This is a genomic window from Streptomyces sp. NPDC091387 (assembly GCF_044756945.1).
Classification (GTDB): domain Bacteria; phylum Actinomycetota; class Actinomycetes; order Streptomycetales; family Streptomycetaceae; genus Streptomyces.
The window spans coordinates 199,033-215,407 of the sequence record NZ_JBIVTZ010000009.1; the positions used below are offsets into that span (position 1 = coordinate 199,033).

At 70.6% G+C, this 16,375-nt stretch carries 11 protein-coding genes; 5 read left to right on the top strand and 6 right to left on the bottom strand.

Features of this window, described 5'->3' with window-relative positions; all coding sequences use genetic code 11:
- Window positions 1–154 precede the first annotated feature (154 nt).
- From mutA to rho, 4 genes are all read left to right on the top strand, one after another.
- Complete coding sequence (mutA, locus tag ACIQM0_RS20235; protein WP_401288446.1) at window positions 155–2,014, top strand: methylmalonyl-CoA mutase small subunit; 1,860 nt, start codon at window positions 155–157, stop codon at window positions 2,012–2,014.
- Complete coding sequence (gene scpA / locus ACIQM0_RS20240) at window positions 2,014–4,215, top strand: methylmalonyl-CoA mutase (protein WP_401288449.1); 2,202 nt, start codon at window positions 2,014–2,016, stop codon at window positions 4,213–4,215. The genes mutA and scpA overlap by 1 nt, the downstream gene beginning before the upstream one ends.
- 12 nt (window positions 4,216–4,227) lie before the next feature.
- Window positions 4,228–5,226: a methylmalonyl Co-A mutase-associated GTPase MeaB gene (gene meaB, locus ACIQM0_RS20245; protein WP_401288451.1), complete on the top strand. Its 999-nt coding sequence runs from the start codon at window positions 4,228–4,230 to the stop codon at window positions 5,224–5,226.
- 306 nt (window positions 5,227–5,532) lie between these two features.
- Entirely contained in the window at window positions 5,533–6,690 is a 1,158-nt protein-coding gene (rho, locus tag ACIQM0_RS20250; RefSeq protein ID WP_401288454.1) for a transcription termination factor Rho, read from the top strand.
- Between the two features lie 58 nt (window positions 6,691–6,748).
- Here rho and ACIQM0_RS20255 read toward each other — a convergent pair whose 3' ends face one another.
- From ACIQM0_RS20255 to ACIQM0_RS20270, 4 genes are all read right to left on the bottom strand, one after another.
- Complete coding sequence (locus ACIQM0_RS20255) at window positions 6,749–8,110, bottom strand: NAD(P)/FAD-dependent oxidoreductase (RefSeq protein WP_401288457.1); 1,362 nt, start codon at window positions 8,108–8,110, stop codon at window positions 6,749–6,751.
- Between the two features lie 129 nt (window positions 8,111–8,239).
- On the bottom strand, window positions 8,240–8,587 hold the full coding sequence (locus tag ACIQM0_RS20260) for a hypothetical protein (RefSeq protein WP_401288796.1): 348 nt from the start codon (window positions 8,585–8,587) through the stop codon (window positions 8,240–8,242).
- 29 nt (window positions 8,588–8,616) lie between these two features.
- Complete coding sequence (gene ctaD / locus ACIQM0_RS20265) at window positions 8,617–10,344, bottom strand: cytochrome c oxidase subunit I (RefSeq protein ID WP_401288459.1); 1,728 nt, start codon at window positions 10,342–10,344, stop codon at window positions 8,617–8,619.
- Between the two features lie 327 nt (window positions 10,345–10,671).
- Window positions 10,672–12,894: an NADP-dependent isocitrate dehydrogenase gene (locus ACIQM0_RS20270; protein WP_363021801.1), complete on the bottom strand. Its 2,223-nt coding sequence runs from the start codon at window positions 12,892–12,894 to the stop codon at window positions 10,672–10,674.
- 194 nt (window positions 12,895–13,088) lie between these two features.
- Here ACIQM0_RS20270 and ACIQM0_RS20275 point away from each other — a divergent pair, with 194 nt between their 5' ends.
- Window positions 13,089–13,589 (top strand): tetratricopeptide repeat protein, encoded by a 501-nt coding sequence (locus ACIQM0_RS20275; RefSeq protein ID WP_401288461.1) that lies wholly within the window; start codon window positions 13,089–13,091, stop codon window positions 13,587–13,589.
- Between the two features lie 6 nt (window positions 13,590–13,595).
- Here the strand turns inward: ACIQM0_RS20275 and ACIQM0_RS20280 are convergent, their stop codons facing one another.
- Entirely contained in the window at window positions 13,596–14,627 is a 1,032-nt protein-coding gene (locus ACIQM0_RS20280) for a glutathione S-transferase C-terminal domain-containing protein (protein ID WP_363021798.1), read from the bottom strand.
- A gap of 10 nt (window positions 14,628–14,637) precedes the next feature.
- Window positions 14,638–16,143, bottom strand: a complete 1,506-nt coding sequence (locus tag ACIQM0_RS20285; RefSeq protein ID WP_401288464.1) for an MFS transporter — start codon at window positions 16,141–16,143, stop codon at window positions 14,638–14,640.
- Window positions 16,144–16,375: the final 232 nt, after the last annotated feature.

The following is a 16,375-nucleotide window of genomic DNA, read 5'->3' on the forward strand; positions in this document are numbered from 1 at the left end:
CAAATCACCCGACGGCCCCTACGGTCGGGGCGCCGAATGAATCACCCTCCCGGGGGTTACTCGACAGTACGTAAAGGATCAAGCGCGTTCGGAGAGGGCAAGGTCACAGCCGGCGCCTCTGCTGCCCATCTGAGACCTGCCCTAGCATCTGGGCATGACGGTCCTGCCTGCTGACGGGCTTTCGTTGGCCGCCGAATTCCCTGACCCCGCCCATGAGCAGTGGCAGAGCCTCGTCGAGGGTGTGCTGCGCAAGTCGGGCAAGGACGTTTCGGGTTCGGCCGCCGAGGAAGCGCTGTCCACCACGGTGGAGGACGGGCTCATCACCCGCCCCCTCTACACCTCGCGCGACGACGCGCCCGATACCGGCCTCCCGGGCTTCGCCCCCTTCACCCGCGGCAGCAAGCCCGAGGGCAGCACGGCGGGCGGCTGGGGCGTTCGACAGCGCCACGGCCTGCCGGATCCCGCCCGGCTCAACGAGGCCGTGCTCGCTGATCTGGAGAACGGTGTCACCTCGTTGTGGCTGACCGTGGGGGACACCGGCGGCGGCGTGCCGGTCTCCGGTCTCGCACGGGCGCTGGACGGCGTCCATCTCGACCTGGCACCGGTCGTGCTCGACGCGGGGGACGAACTCGACGCCGCGGCGACGGAGTTGCTACGCCTGTACGCGGAGCGCGGCCTGTCGCCGCAGTCGGCACGCGGCAGCCTCGGCGCCGACCCACTGGGACAGGCGGCCCGCAGCGGCGTCACACCGGACCTGACGGCAGCGGTCCGCTGGGCGCAGCGCTGCGCCGGTGAGTATCCCGGTCTGCGGGCGCTGACCGTGGACGCGATGCCGTACCACGAGGCCGGCGGCTCGGCCGCCCAGGAGCTGGGCAGTTCGCTGGCCACCGGGGTCGCCTACCTGCGGGCGCTGACCGAGGCGGGGCTCGGTATCGAGGAGGCCTGCGCGCAGCTGGAGTTCCGGTATGCGGCCACCGCCGACCAGTTCCTGACGATCGCCAAACTGCGGGCGGCGCGCCGACTGTGGGCACGGGTCGCCGAGGTCTGCGGCGCCGCGGAGGCGGGGGCGCAGCGTCAGCACGCCGTGACGTCGCCGGTGATGATGACGCGGCGCGATCCGTGGGTGAACATGCTCCGGACCACGCTGGCCTGTCTGGGCGCGGGTGTCGGCGGGGCCGATGCGGTGACCGTGCTGCCGTTCGATCACGCGCTGGGCCTGCCGGACGCGTTCGCGCGGCGCATCGCCCGTAACACGTCGACGATCCTGGTGGAGGAGTCGCATCTGGCCCGGGTCATCGACCCGGCGGGCGGCTCCTGGTACGTGGAGCGGCTGACCGACGAACTCGCGGACGCCGCCTGGGCGTTCTTCCAGGAGATCGAGCGGGCGGGCGGCCAGGCGGCCGCGCTGGACTCCGGGATGCTCGCGGAGCGGCTGGCGGCGACCTGGGCGGCGCGCAAGAAGAACCTGGCGCGGCGCAAGGAGCCGATCACCGGCGTCAGCGAGTTCCCGCAGCTCGCCGAGCGTGCGGTGGAGCGCGAGGCCGTGCCGTCGGCCGCGGCGCCGGGCGGCCTGCCGGTGGTCCGCCGCGACGAGGCGTTCGAGGCGCTGCGTGCCCGCTCGGACGCCCATCTGGCGGCGACCGGCCGTCGGCCGCGGGTGTTCCTGGCCGCGCTCGGCCCCGCCGCCGCGCATACCGCTCGGGCCTCGTTCGCCGCGAACCTCTTCCAGGCGGGCGGCATCGAGCCGGTCCACGAACCGGTGGAGGTGGACGCCTCGTCGGCGGGCGCGGCGTTCGCGGCCGCCGGGACGGACGTGGCGTGCCTGTGCTCCAGTGACGCGCTCTACGCGGAGCAGGCCGGCGAGGTGGCCGGGGCGCTCGTGTCGGCGGGTGCGCGGCGGGTGTTCCTGGCGGGGCGGCCGGGCGATTACGCCGGTGTCGACGAGTACGTCTTCGCCGGCTGCGACGTGGTGGCCGTGCTCTCCTCCGTTCTCGACCGTATGGGTGTGGCGTAATGCGGATCCCCGACTTCTCCGACATCGAGCTCGGTCCTGGCGGCGGCGCCGAGGTGACCGAGGACCAGTGGCGTGCGGCGGTGAAGGAGTCCTCCGGGAGCTCCGCCGGCGACCTGCTGTGGGAGACCCCTGAAGGCATCGCGGTCAAGCCGCTGTACAGCGGCCAGGACCTGGAGGGTCTCGACTTCCTCGGTACGTACCCGGGCATCGCGCCGTATCTGCGCGGCCCCTACCCGACGATGTACGTCAACCAGCCCTGGACGATCCGGCAGTACGCGGGCTTCTCCACCGCCGAGGAGTCCAACGCCTTCTACCGCCGCAACCTCGCGGCCGGGCAGAAGGGGCTCTCCGTCGCCTTCGACCTGCCGACCCACCGGGGCTACGACAGCGACCACCCGCGGGTGACCGGCGACGTCGGCATGGCGGGGGTGGCGATCGACTCGATCTACGACATGCGTCAGCTGTTCGAGGGCATCCCGTTGGACAGGATGTCGGTGTCGATGACGATGAACGGCGCGGTGCTCCCCGTACTCGCGCTGTACATCGTGGCCGCCGAGGAGCAGGGAGTGCCGCCCGAGAAGCTGGCCGGGACCATTCAGAACGACATTCTGAAGGAGTTCATGGTCCGCAACACCTACATCTATCCGCCGAAGCCCTCGATGCGGATCATCTCCGACATCTTCGCGTTCACCTCGCAGAAGATGCCGCGCTACAACTCGATCTCCATCTCCGGCTATCACATCCAGGAGGCCGGGGCCACGGCCGATCTGGAGCTGGCGTACACCCTGGCCGACGGGGTGGAGTACCTGCGGGCCGGGCGGGACACCGGGCTGGACGTGGACGCGTTCGCGCCCCGGCTGTCGTTCTTCTGGGCGATCGGCATGAACTTCTTCATGGAGATCGCGAAGTTGCGGGCGGCCCGGCTGCTGTGGGCCAAGCTGGTCCGGGAATTCGAGCCGAAGAACCCCAAGTCCCTTTCGCTGCGCACCCATTCACAGACCTCGGGCTGGTCGCTGACCGCGCAGGACGTCTTCAACAACGTCACCAGGACCTGTGTGGAGGCGATGGCCGCCACCCAGGGGCACACCCAGTCGCTGCACACGAACGCGCTCGACGAGGCACTCGCCCTGCCGACCGACTTCTCCGCGCGCATCGCCCGCAACACCCAGCTGCTGCTCCAGCAGGAGTCCGGCACCGGCCGGGTCATCGACCCGTGGGGCGGCAGCGCGTACGTGGAGAAGCTGACGTACGACCTGGCGCGGCGGGCCTGGCAGCACATCGAGGAGGTCGAGGCGGCGGGCGGCATGGCCAAGGCCATCGACGCCGGCATCCCCAAGCTGCGCATCGAGGAGGCCGCGGCCCGCACCCAGGCGCGTATCGACTCCGGGCGCCAGCCGGTCATCGGCGTCAACAAGTACCGGGTCGAGACCGACGAGAAGATCGACGTGCTGAAGGTCGACAACTCCTCGGTGCGCACCCAGCAGATCGAGAAGCTGCGGCGGCTGCGCGAGGAGCGCGACGAGCGGGCCTGCCAGGACGCCCTGCGCGCGCTGACGGACGCGGCGGGCCGGGAGCCGGGTCCCGGGCTCGACGGCAATCTGCTGGCGCTGGCCGTGGACGCGGCGCGGGCGATGGCCACCGTGGGCGAGATCTCGGACGCGCTGGAGAAGGTGTACGGCCGGCACTCGGGCCAGATCCGTACGATCTCCGGTGTGTACCGCAACGAGGCAGGGGAGTCGCCGTCCGTGGACCGCACCCGCGCGCTGGTCGACGCGTTCGAGGAGGCGGAGGGACGGCGCCCGCGCATCCTGGTCGCCAAGATGGGCCAGGACGGGCACGACCGCGGGCAGAAGGTGATCGCGACCGCCTTCGCCGACCTGGGCTTCGACGTGGACGTCGGCCCGCTGTTCCAGACGCCGGGCGAGGTCGCCCGGCAGGCGGTCGAGGCGGACGTGCACATCGTGGGCGTCTCGTCGCTGGCCGCCGGCCATCTCACCCTGGTACCGGCGCTCCGCGAGGAGCTGGCGGCCGAGGGCCGGGAGGACATCATGATCGTGGTGGGCGGGGTGATTCCGCCGCAGGACATCGAGGCGCTGCACGAGGCGGGCGCGGCAGCCGTCTTCCCGCCCGGGACGGTGATCCCGGACGCGGCCCACGACCTGGTGACGCGGCTCGGTGCCTCACTCGGCCACGAGCTGTGAGCCGCTGAACCCATGGCCGCGAGGATCGATCTCAACAGCTATGCGAAGGGGGTACTCGACGGGCGACGGGCGCACATCGCGCGCGCCATCACGCTCGTCGAGTCCACCCGGCCCGACCACCGGGCCCTGGCCCAGCAACTGCTGCGCGAGCTCCTGCCGCACTCCGGCAGCGCCCGCCGCATCGGCATCAGCGGTGTGCCCGGGGTAGGCAAGTCGACGTTCATCGACGCCCTCGGCACGATGCTCACCGGCCTCGGGCACCGGGTCGCGGTGCTGGCCGTCGATCCGTCCTCCAGCCGTACCGGCGGCTCCATCCTGGGCGACAAGACCCGGATGGAGCGGCTCGCGGTGGACCCGGCGGCGTTCGTGCGCCCCTCCCCCACCGCCGGCACGCTGGGCGGCGTGGCGAAGGCGACCCGGGAGTCCATCGTGGTGATGGAGGCGGCGGGGTACGACGTGGTGCTGGTGGAGACGGTCGGGGTCGGCCAGTCGGAGACGGCGGTCGCCAACATGGTCGACACGTTTCTGCTGCTGACGCTGGCCCGCACCGGCGACCAGTTGCAGGGCATCAAGAAGGGCGTGCTGGAGCTCGCCGACGCCATCGCGGTCAACAAGGCCGACGGGCCCCACGAACGCGACGCCCGCTCCGCCGCACGCGAACTGGCGGGCGCGCTACGGCTGATGCACCCGGCGGACGCGGCCTGGACCCCGCCGGTGCTGACGTGCAGTGCCCGCGAGGGAAGCGGCCTCGACACCCTGTGGGAGCGGCTGGAACAGCACCGGACGCTCCTCGAATCGACCGGCCGGCTGGCGGCCAAACGACGCGAGCAGCAGGTCGACTGGACCTGGACGATGGTGCGCGAGGAGCTGCTGGAGAGCCTGCGCAGCCATCCCGGAGTGCGTGCGCTCGCACCGGAACTCGAATTGCGGGTACGGGAGGGCACCCTGCCGGCCACGCTGGCGGCGGAACAGATCCTGGAGGCGTTCCGGGGCCCGGGGCCGACGGTCTGACCGCCCGCTCCCCCGCGTAGGTGGAGTGATCCGCACCACGGCTGCCGTCCGTTCCCGGCAGCCGTGGTACATTTCCCTTGGTACTTGTGTACGCCCAGAGATGAGGGCGCCGGTACTGGTTGGTTTTTCATCACGCTGATGCGCCCGTTCATTGCGACCGGCGATCCAGCTTCACCGCATTACTTTCCTCAGTCCGGTACGGGCTCTCCCACCGGGCTTTCCTGCCCGTCGTCCGGGGCGTGATATCTCCGCCCCCGTTTCTGCCGGGCCCCTTCATTCGCATGTCCGCGAAAGGACCACCCCCGCATGACCACCACACTCGAACACCCCGTCACCACCAATCCCGTCACAGCCAAGCCCGCCGCCTCCACGGCCGCGGCAGGTGTCCTCGACATCACCCCCCAGGGGCACGGCACCCTGCGCCCCGCCGACGGGCACGCCACCCCCCGCGACGTCCAGGTCCCCGCCACGCTCATCCGCCGGCACGGCCTGCGCAAGGGCGATTTCGTCGAGGGGACCTGCGACCGGCCCCGCGCCCTGAGCACCGTCGAGCGCGTCAACGGCCTTCCCCCGCAAGCCCTTCGGGGCCGCCCGCATTTCCGTGACCTCACCCCGCTCCACCCCCGGCAGCGGCTGCGCCTGGAGACACCCTCGGGCAGTCCCTCGACGCGCGTCGTCGATCTCGTCGCCCCGATCGGCAAGGGACAGCGCGGGCTCATCGTGGCCCCGCCCCGGACCGGCAAGACGGTCCTGCTCCAGCAGATCGCGGCCTCGGTCGCCGAGAACCACCCCGAGTGCCACCTGATGGTGGTGCTGCTCGACGAGCGTCCCGAGGAGGTCACCGACATGCTGCGCTCGGTGCGGGGCGAGGTCTACGCCTCGACCTTCGACCGCCCCGCCAAGGAGCACATCGCGCTGGCGGAGCTCGCACTCGAACGCGCCAAGCGGCTGGTCGAGCAGGGCCGGGACGTCGTCATCCTGCTGGACTCCCTCACCCGGCTGTGCCGGGCCCACAACAACGCGGCCGCGGCAGGCGGCCGCACTCTCAGCGGCGGCGTCGACGCCGCCGCCCTGCTCGGACCCAAGCGCCTCTTCGGCGCCGCGCGGCTCACCGAGGAGGGCGGTTCCCTGACCATTCTGGCCACGGCTCTCGTGGACACCGGCTCCCGGGCCGACGAGTACTTCTTCGAGGAGCTGAAGGGCACCGGCAACATGGAGCTGCGGCTCGACCGCGCCCTGGCCGAGAAGCGTATCCACCCCGCCGTGAACGTCGCGGCCTCCGGCACCCGCCGCGACGAACTCCTCGTACCCGCCGACGAACTGACGGCCGTACGCGGCCTGCGGCGCGCCCTGCACTCCAGGGACGCGCAGACCTCACTCGAAACGCTGCTGGACCGGATCCGGCACACCCCGGACAACGCCGCCTTCCTCAAGCTGATCCGCAACACCGTTCCGGCCGCCTGAGCTGACACAGGCGGCGGGGCCCGGCCGGATTCCGGCCGGGCCCGCCGTTTGCCGCGCGTCACATCCGGGTGTTCAGCGAGGCGGTGTGCTCGCGGACCTGCTCAGGCGTGAGATAGCTGTCGGTGTGCTCGAAGTCGCGCAGGGTGGCGGGCTTGCGGGACTGGAATCCGGTGCGGACGAAGTCGTCGCCCGCGGCCGCGTTGATCAGCCAGTTGGTCATGACCCTCGCCTTCGCGACGTTGGTCCGCAGCGCCGACCAGTGGTAGCCACGGGCCACGGCCTGGGCGCCGATGCCGTGCATCTCGATGCCGAGCGGCTTGGAGACGGCGTCCTTGCCACCGAGGTCCACGACGAGCCCGAGGTCCGTGTGGACATAGGGCCGGAGGGGCTGGTTGCGGAGGGTGGCCAGGAGGTTGTCGGCGATCTTGCGGCCCTGGCGCATGGCGTGCTGCGCGGTGGGCGGGCAGACCGCGCCGTCGCCCTTGGCCAGATCGGGTACGGCCGCCGCGTCACCGAGGGCGAACATGCCGTCGTGGCCGGGCAGGCTCAGCTCGGGGGTGACCGCCAGCCGGCCGCGTACCGTCTCCGCGTCGAAGGTGGCGACCAGCGGGCTGGCGGTGACGCCCGCGGTCCAGATCAGGGTCCGGCAGGGCAGCACCCGGCCGTCGGTGAAGGTCACCCTGTCGGGTCCCGCCTCGGCGACCGAGACGCCCAGGGACACCTCGATCCCGCGGTCGCGCAGCACCTTCAGCGCGCTCTGACCGAGCTTGTCGCCCAGTTCGGGCATGAGCTTCGGGGCGATGTCGATCAGGTGCCACTTGATCAGCTTCGGGTCGAGCCGGGGGTAGTGCCGTAGCGCGTTGGTGGTGAGCCGCTGCAGACAGGCCGCGGTCTCCGTGCCCGCGTACCCGCCTCCGACCACCACGAACTGGAGCCGCGAGGCCCGCTCCTCCTCGTCGTGGCTGGCGTCCGCGAGATCGAGCTGCGCGATGACGTGATCGCGTACGAAGGCGGCCTCCGCCAGGGTCTTCATGCCCCGGGCGTTGTCGAGCAGTCCGGGGATGTCGAAGGTGCGCGTGACGCTGCCCGGACTGAGCACGATGTAGTCGTACGGCTCGTTGACGATCTCGTCGGTGATCTTGCGGACGACGCAGATCTTCGCCATCGGGTCCACTCCGATGGCCCCGCCGGGAATGATCCTGGTGCGGTGCCGGCTGCTGCGGCGCAGTGACACCGCGACCGACTGCGGGGTGAGCACACCGGAGGCCACTTGGGGCAGCAGGGGCAGGTAGAGCTGGTACGAGAACGGCGCCACGAGCGCGATGTCCGCCTCACCCGGACGGAGCCGGCGTTCCAGACGTCGTACGCACTCGACCCCGGCGAATCCGGCTCCGACAACGAGAATCCTGGGTCGTGCCACAGTGTTCGTCCCTTCTCGGGGTCTGCACGGTCATCCGTTCGCCTGCCCGTCACACGCGCCCGTCACCTCTCATCTTCACGAGACAGGTGCGACTTCGCCTGCTGGGGCGCCGGAAAGGACCACAGGTGATCACCTGACCAGGTACGTCACCACGGTGCAGGCGCCGCCGGCCGTGCCCAGGCAGACCACGGCGGCGGCGACGCAGCGCGCCCTGAGCGTGCGGTACCGCCGGCTGTACTCGCCGCGCAGTTCGGTGGCGCGGGCGGAGACGCGGACCAGCATCACCCGCGAGGCCTCGGCGCGGTCGGCCGCGTAGACCCGTTCCACGTCCTCGCGCTGGGCGGTGGTGAGCCAGGGCAGCTCGTCGGTGAAGCGACGGGCGAACCGTCGCGCCTCCTCGATCTCGGCGTTCCACAGCAGATAGCCCTCCATCTGGGCCAGCCCGCGGGCGCTGTCCTTGTCGGGGTCGGGGCCCATCCGGTCCTCCTCCGCGCCGGCCGTTCCGCTCACGCCCGCCGGTCCCCCGGGGCCGTCACCGGTCGGCCGCCGTGGTTGGCGGCCTCGTCGAGCTCACGCACGGACGGGTGGTGGAGGTCGAACGCCGGGGATTCGGAACGGATGCGCGGCAGCGTGATGAAGTTGTGCCGCGGCGGCGGGCAGGACGTCGCCCACTCCAGCGAACGGCCGTAACCCCACGGGTCGTCGACCCCGACGTTCTCCCCGTACTTGGCCGTCTTCCACACGTTGTACAGGAACGGCAGCATCGACAGGCCGAGCAGGAACGAGGAGATCGACGAGATCGTGTTGAGCGTGGTGAAGCCGTCCGCCGCGAGGTAGTCCGCGTAGCGGCGCGGCATACCCTCCGCGCCCAGCCAGTGCTGCACCAGGAACGTGCCGTGGAAGCCCACGAACAGCGTCCAGAAGGTGATCTTGCCGAGCCGCTCGTCCAGCATCTTGCCGGTGAACTTCGGCCACCAGAAGTGGAACCCGGCGAACATCGCGAAGACCACGGTGCCGAAGACCACGTAGTGGAAGTGCGCCACCACGAAGTACGAGTCCGAGACGTGGAAGTCCATCGGCGGCGACGCGAGGAGCACCCCGGTCAGTCCGCCGAAGAGGAACGTCACGAGAAAGCCGATGGCCCAGAGCATCGGTGTCTCGAAGGACAGCGATCCCTTCCACATCGTGCCGATCCAGTTGAAGAACTTCACCCCGGTCGGCACCGCGATGAGGAACGACATGAACGAGAAGAACGGCAGCAGCACAGCGCCGGTGACGAACATGTGGTGCGCCCACACGGTCACGGACAGACCCGCGATGGCGATCGTCGCACCGACCAGACCGATGTAGCCGAAGACCGGCTTCCGGCTGAAGACCGGAATGATCTCGGTGACGATCCCGAAGAACGGGAGCGCGATGATGTAGACCTCCGGATGGCCGAAGAACCAGAAGAGGTGCTGCCAGAGCAGCGCGCCGCCGTTGGCCGCGTCGAAGACGTGCGCGCCGAACTTGCGGTCTGCCTCCAGCGCCAGGAGCGCACCGGCGAGGACCGGGAAGGCCAGCAGGACCAGGACGGCGGTCAGCAGGACGTTCCAGACGAAGATCGGCATGCGGAACATCGTCATGCCGGGTGCGCGCATGCAGACGATCGTGGTGATGAAGTTGACCGAACCGAGGATCGTGCCGAATCCGGAGAAGGCCAGACCCATGATCCACATATCGGCGCCGACGCCCGGCGAGCGGACCGCGTCCGTCAACGGGGAGTAGGCGAACCAGCCGAAGTCCGCCGCTCCGTCCGGGGTGAGGAAGGCGCCCACCGCGATGAGCGAACCGAAGAGGTACAGCCAGTACGCGAACATGTTCAGCCGGGGGAACGCCACGTCGGGCGCGCCGATCTGCAGCGGCATGATCCAGTTCGCGAACCCGGCGAACAGCGGCGTCGCGAACATCAGCAGCATGATCGTGCCGTGCATCGTGAACGCCTGGTTGAACTGCTCGTTCGACATGATCTGCGTGCCCGGACGGGCCAGCTCGGCGCGCATGAAGAGCGCGAGCAGACCGCCGATGAGGAAGAACGCGAACGATGTGACCAGGTACATCGTGCCGATCGTCTTGTGGTCAGTGGTGGTCATCCACCTGATGACGACGTTTCCCGGCTCTCTGCTGTGTACCGGAAGCTCGTTGGCGTACGCCTCGTCGTCCTCCGCCGTCCCTGTTGTGCCCGTCGTCGTCACTGGGACGCTCCTTCGGTTGTCTTCCGCGGGTGGACTGCGCACCCGGCGTGGCGCCGCCTCCACCGGGGTCGGCCGAACGGCCCTCCCCGCACGTCGCGCGAGTTTCCGGTTGCAGCAAACCAGCCGGGTGGCCACCCAAGGTGGCCCTGCGACCGCCGTGGCGCGACATTCACCCGTCAGGGCGTCCCCGGACGAGCGTCTCCGCGGCCCCCGTCCGCTCCCGGAAACAGCTCCGCCCCGGCTCGACGGTGTGTCGGCCGGGGCGGAGCGGTCAGAAGCGGTGCGGGTGAGGGAAGCGGCAGGGCCTCCCCCGTCCACCGGATCGGATCAGGCGAGGCTCGCGATCGCCTGGTTGAACGTCGCCGACGGGCGCATGACGGCAGACGCCTTGGCCGGGTCGGGCTGGTAGTAGCCGCCGATGTCCACCGGCTTGCCCTGGACCGCGATCAGCTCGTCGACGATGGTCTGCTCCTGCTCGGCCAGCGTCTTGGCGAGCGGCGCGAAGGCCTCGGCGAGCTTGGCGTCGGCGGTCTGCCGCGCCAGCTCCTGGGCCCAGTACAGCGCCAGGTAGAAGTGGCTGCCGCGGTTGTCGATGCCGCCGAGCCTGCGGCTGGGCGACTTGTCCTCGTTGAGGAACGTGGCGGTCGCGCGGTCCAGGGTGTCCGCGAGGACCTGGGCGCCGGCGTTGTCCGTGGTCTGCGCGAGGTGCTCGAAGCTGACGGCGAGGGCGAGGAACTCGCCCAGGCTGTCCCAGCGCAGGTAGTTCTCCTTGACGAGCTGCTGCACGTGCTTCGGCGCGGAGCCGCCGGCGCCCGTCTCGAACAGACCGCCGCCGTTCATCAGCGGGACGACGGAGAGCATCTTCGCGCTGGTGCCCAGCTCGAGGATGGGGAACAGGTCGGTCAGGTAGTCACGCAGCACGTTGCCGGTGACCGAGATGGTGTCCTCGCCGCGGCGGATGCGCTCCAGGGAGAACGCGGTGGCCTTCACCGGGGACATGATCTCGATCCGGAGACCGTCGGTGTCGTGCTCGGCCAGGTAGGTCTTGACCTTCTCGATGAGCTTGGCGTCGTGCGCCCGGTCCTCGTCGAGCCAGAACACGGCCGGGTCGCCGGTCGCGCGGGCACGGGTGACGGCGAGCTTCACCCAGTCCTGGATGGGCAGGTCCTTGGCCTGGCACATGCGGAAGATGTCACCGGCGCCGACGACCTGCTCCAGGACGGCGTTGCCGTTGCCGTCGACGACCCGCACCGTGCCGGTGGCGGGGACCTCGAAGGTCTTGTCGTGGCTGCCGTACTCCTCGGCCTTCTGCGCCATCAGACCGACATTGGACACCGAGCCCATCGTGGCCGGGTCGTAGGCGCCGTTGGCGCGGCAGTCGTCGATGACGACCTGGTAGACGCCGGAGTAGCTGCTGTCGGGCAGCACCGCGAGGGTGTCGGCCTCCTCGCCGTCCGGGCCCCACATGTGACCGGAGGTGCGGATCATGGCCGGCATCGAGGCGTCCACGATGACGTCGCTGGGGACGTGCAGGTTGGTGATGCCCTTGTCCGAGTCGACCATCGCCAGGGCGGGGCCCTCGGCGAGCTCGGCCTCGAACGAGGCCTTGATCTCGGCACCGATGTGAGGCACCGAGTCCAGGCCCTTGAGGATCCCGCCGAGGCCGTCGTTCGGGGACAGGCCGGCGGCGATGAGCGCCTCGCCGTACTTGGCGAACGTGTTCGGGAAGAAGGCGCGGACCACGTGGCCGAAGATGATCGGGTCGGAGACCTTCATCATGGTGGCCTTGAGGTGCACGGAGAACAGCACGTCCTCGGCCTTGGCGCGCGCGACCTGCTCGGTGAAGAACTCGCGCAGCGCGGCGACGCGCATGACGGCGGCGTCCACGACCTCGCCCGCGAGCACCGGTACGGACTCACGGAGCACGGTGGTGGTGCCGTCGTCGCCCACCAGCTCGATGCGCAGCGAGCCCGCGTCCTCGATCACCACGGACTTCTCGGTGGAGCGGAAGTCGTCGGCGCCCATGGTCGCGACGTTCGTCTTCGAGTCGGCCGTCCAGGCGCCCATGCGGTGCGGGTGCGCCTTGGCGTAGTTCTTGACCGACGCGGGAGCGCGGCGGTCGGAGTTGCCCTCGCGCAGGACGGGGTTGACCGCGCTGCCCTTGATCTTGTCGTAACGCGCGCGGGCGTCCTTGTCCTCGTCGGACTTCGGGTCGTCCGGGTAGTCCGGCAGCGCGTAGCCCTGCGCCTGGAGCTCGGCGATCGCGGCCTTCAGCTGCGGGATCGAGGCCGAGACGTTCGGCAGCTTGATGATGTTGGCCCCGGGAGTCGTGGCCAGCTCGCCCAGCTCGGCGAGCGCGTCCTCGATGCGCTGGTTCTCCTGGAGGCGGTCGGGGAAACTGGCGATGATCCGGCCCGCCAGGGAGATGTCACGGCTCTCCACGGTGACCCCGGCCTTCGAGGCGTAGGCCTCGATCACCGGCAGGAACGAATACGTCGCCAGGGCCGGGGCCTCGTCGGTGTGTGTATAGATGATGGTCGAGTCAGTCACCCTGTGCTCCGCTCCACGTCTGCAACATTGCTTGACATCAAGATATCTCGTGACCGGCGCTGTCTCGACAGGGCCCTGCCCCGCACGGACCGGAACCCGACGTACCGCCCCGCGCCCCGGTGGGCGGACGCGCCGGCCGCCGCGCTTTGTCAATGATTTGCCGTAGGGCCGCGGCCCTGGCAGCGTGCGGCGCTATGAGCACGGAATTCGAACACGATGAGCCGCTGGCGCAGGCGGTACGGCTGCGCGAGCAGAAGGACCCGCAGGCGCACCAGCGACTGCTGGCCCTGGCGGCGAGGTATCCGCAGGACGCGGCGATCGCCTACCAGACCGCCTGGTCGCACGATTCCCTGGGCCTGGAGGCACAGGCCGTGCCGTTCTACGAGCGCGCGCTGGAGGGCCCGGGGCTCGCGGCCGAGGACCGCCACGGGGCTTTCCTCGGCCTCGGCAGCACGCTGCGGGTGCTGGGCCGTTACGAGGCGGCACGCGGGGTGCTCCACCGCGGCCTGGAGGAGTTCGCGCACGATGCCTCGTTGCTGACCTTCCTGGCGATGACGCTGTACAACCTCGGCGACTCCCGCGAAGCCGTACGGACGCTCCTCGAGGTCACGGCGGCCACCAGCGCGGACGACCGGGTCCAGGCGTACCGCCCCGCGATCGAGTACTACGCCGACCGCCTGGACGAGACGGAGTAGAGCCCGTCAGGGCCGCCCCTGCGCCGGGACCTCCTCGCCGGCCGGCACCGGCCCCGGCGGGGTGCCGTCGCCGAAAGGCCGGCCGCCCAGCTGCTCCCGGTGGTGCGGGGTCAGCCACCCCGACAGGTCGGGGCCGACGGGCACGATGCCGGTGGGGTTGATGCCCGTGTGGACGCGGTAGTAGTGCTGCTTGATGTGGTGGAAGTCGACCGTGTCACCGAAGCCGGGGGTCTGGTAGAGGTCCCTGCTGTAGCCCCACAGGACCGGGTCCTCTGCCAGCTTCGAGCGGTTGCACTTGAAGTGTCCGTGGTAGACGGCGTCGAAGCGCACCAGCGTGGTGAAGAGGCGGATGTCGGCCTCGGTGATCGTGTCGCCGACGAGGTAGCGCCGGCTCGCGAGGCGCTCCGACACCAGGTCCAGGCGGCGGAACAGATCCCTGTACGCGGCCTCGTACTCGTCCTGCCCGGTCGCGAACCCGGCCCGGTACACGCCGTTGTTGACATCGCGGTAGATGCCCTCCATGACCTCGTCGATCTCCTCGCGCAGCGGCTCGGGGTAGAGGTCGGGCGCCCCGGGCCGGTGCAGCGCGGTCCATTCGGTGGCGAGGTCCAGGGTGATCCGCTGGTAGTCGTTGGTGACGAGCTTGCCGCTGGGGATGTCGACGACGGCGGGGACGCTGACCCCGCCGGGGTATCCGCGTTCCCGCGCGTCGTACGCCTCGCCGAGGTACTTGATGCCGAGGACCGGGTCCCGGCCGCCCTCGTCCAGCGTGAAGCGCCAGCTGCGGTCGTCCTGCAGCGGATCGGTGACGGCGAGCGAGAGCGCGCTCTCCAGGCCGAGCAGCCGGCGGGAGACCAGGGCGCGACTCGCCCAGGGGCAGGCGCGGCTGACGACCAGGCGGTAGCGGCCGGCCTCGACGGGCCAGCCGTCGCGGCCGTCGGCGGTGATCCGGTCGGCGAAATGGCTCCTGGACCGCTTGAAGGGCTTGTGGCCGTACTCCGTGTTGCCGTCCGGTTCGGTGCCGGCGGGGTCGTTCATCGCGTTCTCCCTACGACGGGGTCTCATGGTGGGCGGACCGCTGTGTACGGCTTCTGCCCCGGCGTTCCCCGCCCACGTCGGCCAGCGCCACGATCAGTCCGGCCACCACGAAGGCGACGGCGACGATCAGCCCGCGGTCGTAAGCGCTGGACCAGCCGGCGGAGCCCACCTGGGCGAAGAAGACCGAGCCGACCGCGGCGATCCCGATCGCGGAACCGACGCGCTGGCCGGTCTGGAGCGTGCCGCCGGCGCTCCCCGCGGTGGCCACCGGCACCTGGGACAGGGTCAGGGTCTGGTTGGGCGCGATGACCAGGCCGCTGCCCAGTCCGGCCAGCAGCAGCGGGGCCGCCATCGCCCAGCCGGCGCCCCTGCCGGGCACCAGGTGGACGGCGAGTGCGGTGGCCCCGAGTCCGACTGCCACGGTCGCCATGCCGATGACGACGAGGGGGCGCCCGTACCGGCCGACCAGCCTGCCGCCGGGTCCGGCCGCGGCGGCGGACCCGAGGGCGAAGGGTGTGATCGCGAGACCTGCCATCAGCGCGGTGTAGTGCAGCCCGCTCTGCAGGTAGAGCGTGGTGATGAAGAAGATCGAGGTGAATCCGGCGAAGTACAGCAGGATCAGCAGACAGCCCAGCCAGTAGGAGCGGACGCGGAACAGCGAGAGGTTCACCACCGGCTGGGTGCCGCGGCGGTCGCACCGGGACTCCCAGCCGACGAAGGCGGTGAGCAGCGCCGCGGCCGCCAGCAGGAGCAGCCATTTCCCGTCGCCCCGCCACTGCTGCGCTTGGACGAAGGGCAGCAGCAGCGTCAGCACCCCCGCGCCCAGCAGCAGGACCCCGAGGGGGTCGAGGTCCCGCAGCCGCACCGGGCCCGCGGACGGGGTGTCCGGCAGCAGCCTGCGGGCCAGCAGGAGGCAGACGGCTCCGAGCGGCAGGTTGACGTAGAACACCCAGCGCCAGCCCTCCTCCGCGCCGGCCGCCTGGATCAGCAGTCCGCCCAGCAGCGGGCCGACGGCGGTGGAGATGCCGACCACCGTGCCGAACATGCCGAAGGCGCGGCCCCGTTCGCGCCCCGAGAACATCTGCTGGATGAGGGCGGAGATCTGGGGCGACAGCAGCCCGCCGGCCAGGCCCTGGATCAGTCGGGCGATGACCAGCCAGAGGCTGGACTGGGCGGCTCCGCAGGCCGCGGACGACAGCGTGAAGAGCACCAGCCCGGCCATGAAGACCTCGCGGCGCCCGCGTGCGTCGCCGAGCCGCCCGGCGGGAATCAGGAACAGCCCGAAGGCCAGGGCGTAACCGGACAGCACCCACTGCAGGTCGGACTCCGGGGTGTGCAGACCCTCCCGGATGGACGGCAGCGCGACGTTGACGATCGACACGTCCAACAGCGTCATGAAGCCCGCGACCAGGCACACCGCGAGTGCCCGCCACCGCCGGGGGTCGGGCGCGTCCGGCCCGGCGGCGGACTCCGCACCCCGCCCCCCGGAACCCCGGTACGCCGCACTCTCTGCCATGGCTCGCACACTAGGTCGCACGCCCCGATTCCTCATCCCGGCAGGGCCACCCGGCCGTGCGCCGCGCGCTACATTGGCGCGGTCGCCGGTATGCGGACGGTGTACGCGCAGGGTGCGGACCGGGCGGCCGGCCGCAGAGCGCGAACAGCGGCGAGGGCGGTCGCCAAATGTTCGCATCCACCAAGAAATGCACAGAAAAAGCTTGCACATGCGAGCTATACATCCCTAAGGT

Coding starts and splice junctions, on each gene's coding strand:
- rho (WP_401288454.1), top strand. CDS start 5,533: ATGACCACCACACTCGAACACCCCGTCACCACCAATCCCGTCACAGCC.
- ACIQM0_RS20280 (WP_363021798.1), bottom strand. CDS start 14,627: ATGAACGACCCCGCCGGCACCGAACCGGACGGCAACACGGAGTACGGC.
- ACIQM0_RS20275 (WP_401288461.1), top strand. CDS start 13,089: ATGAGCACGGAATTCGAACACGATGAGCCGCTGGCGCAGGCGGTACGG.
- mutA (WP_401288446.1), top strand. CDS start 155: ATGACGGTCCTGCCTGCTGACGGGCTTTCGTTGGCCGCCGAATTCCCT.
- ACIQM0_RS20260 (WP_401288796.1), bottom strand. CDS start 8,587: ATGGGCCCCGACCCCGACAAGGACAGCGCCCGCGGGCTGGCCCAGATG.
- meaB (WP_401288451.1), top strand. CDS start 4,228: ATGGCCGCGAGGATCGATCTCAACAGCTATGCGAAGGGGGTACTCGAC.
- ACIQM0_RS20285 (WP_401288464.1), bottom strand. CDS start 16,143: ATGGCAGAGAGTGCGGCGTACCGGGGTTCCGGGGGGCGGGGTGCGGAG.
- scpA (WP_401288449.1), top strand. CDS start 2,014: ATGCGGATCCCCGACTTCTCCGACATCGAGCTCGGTCCTGGCGGCGGC.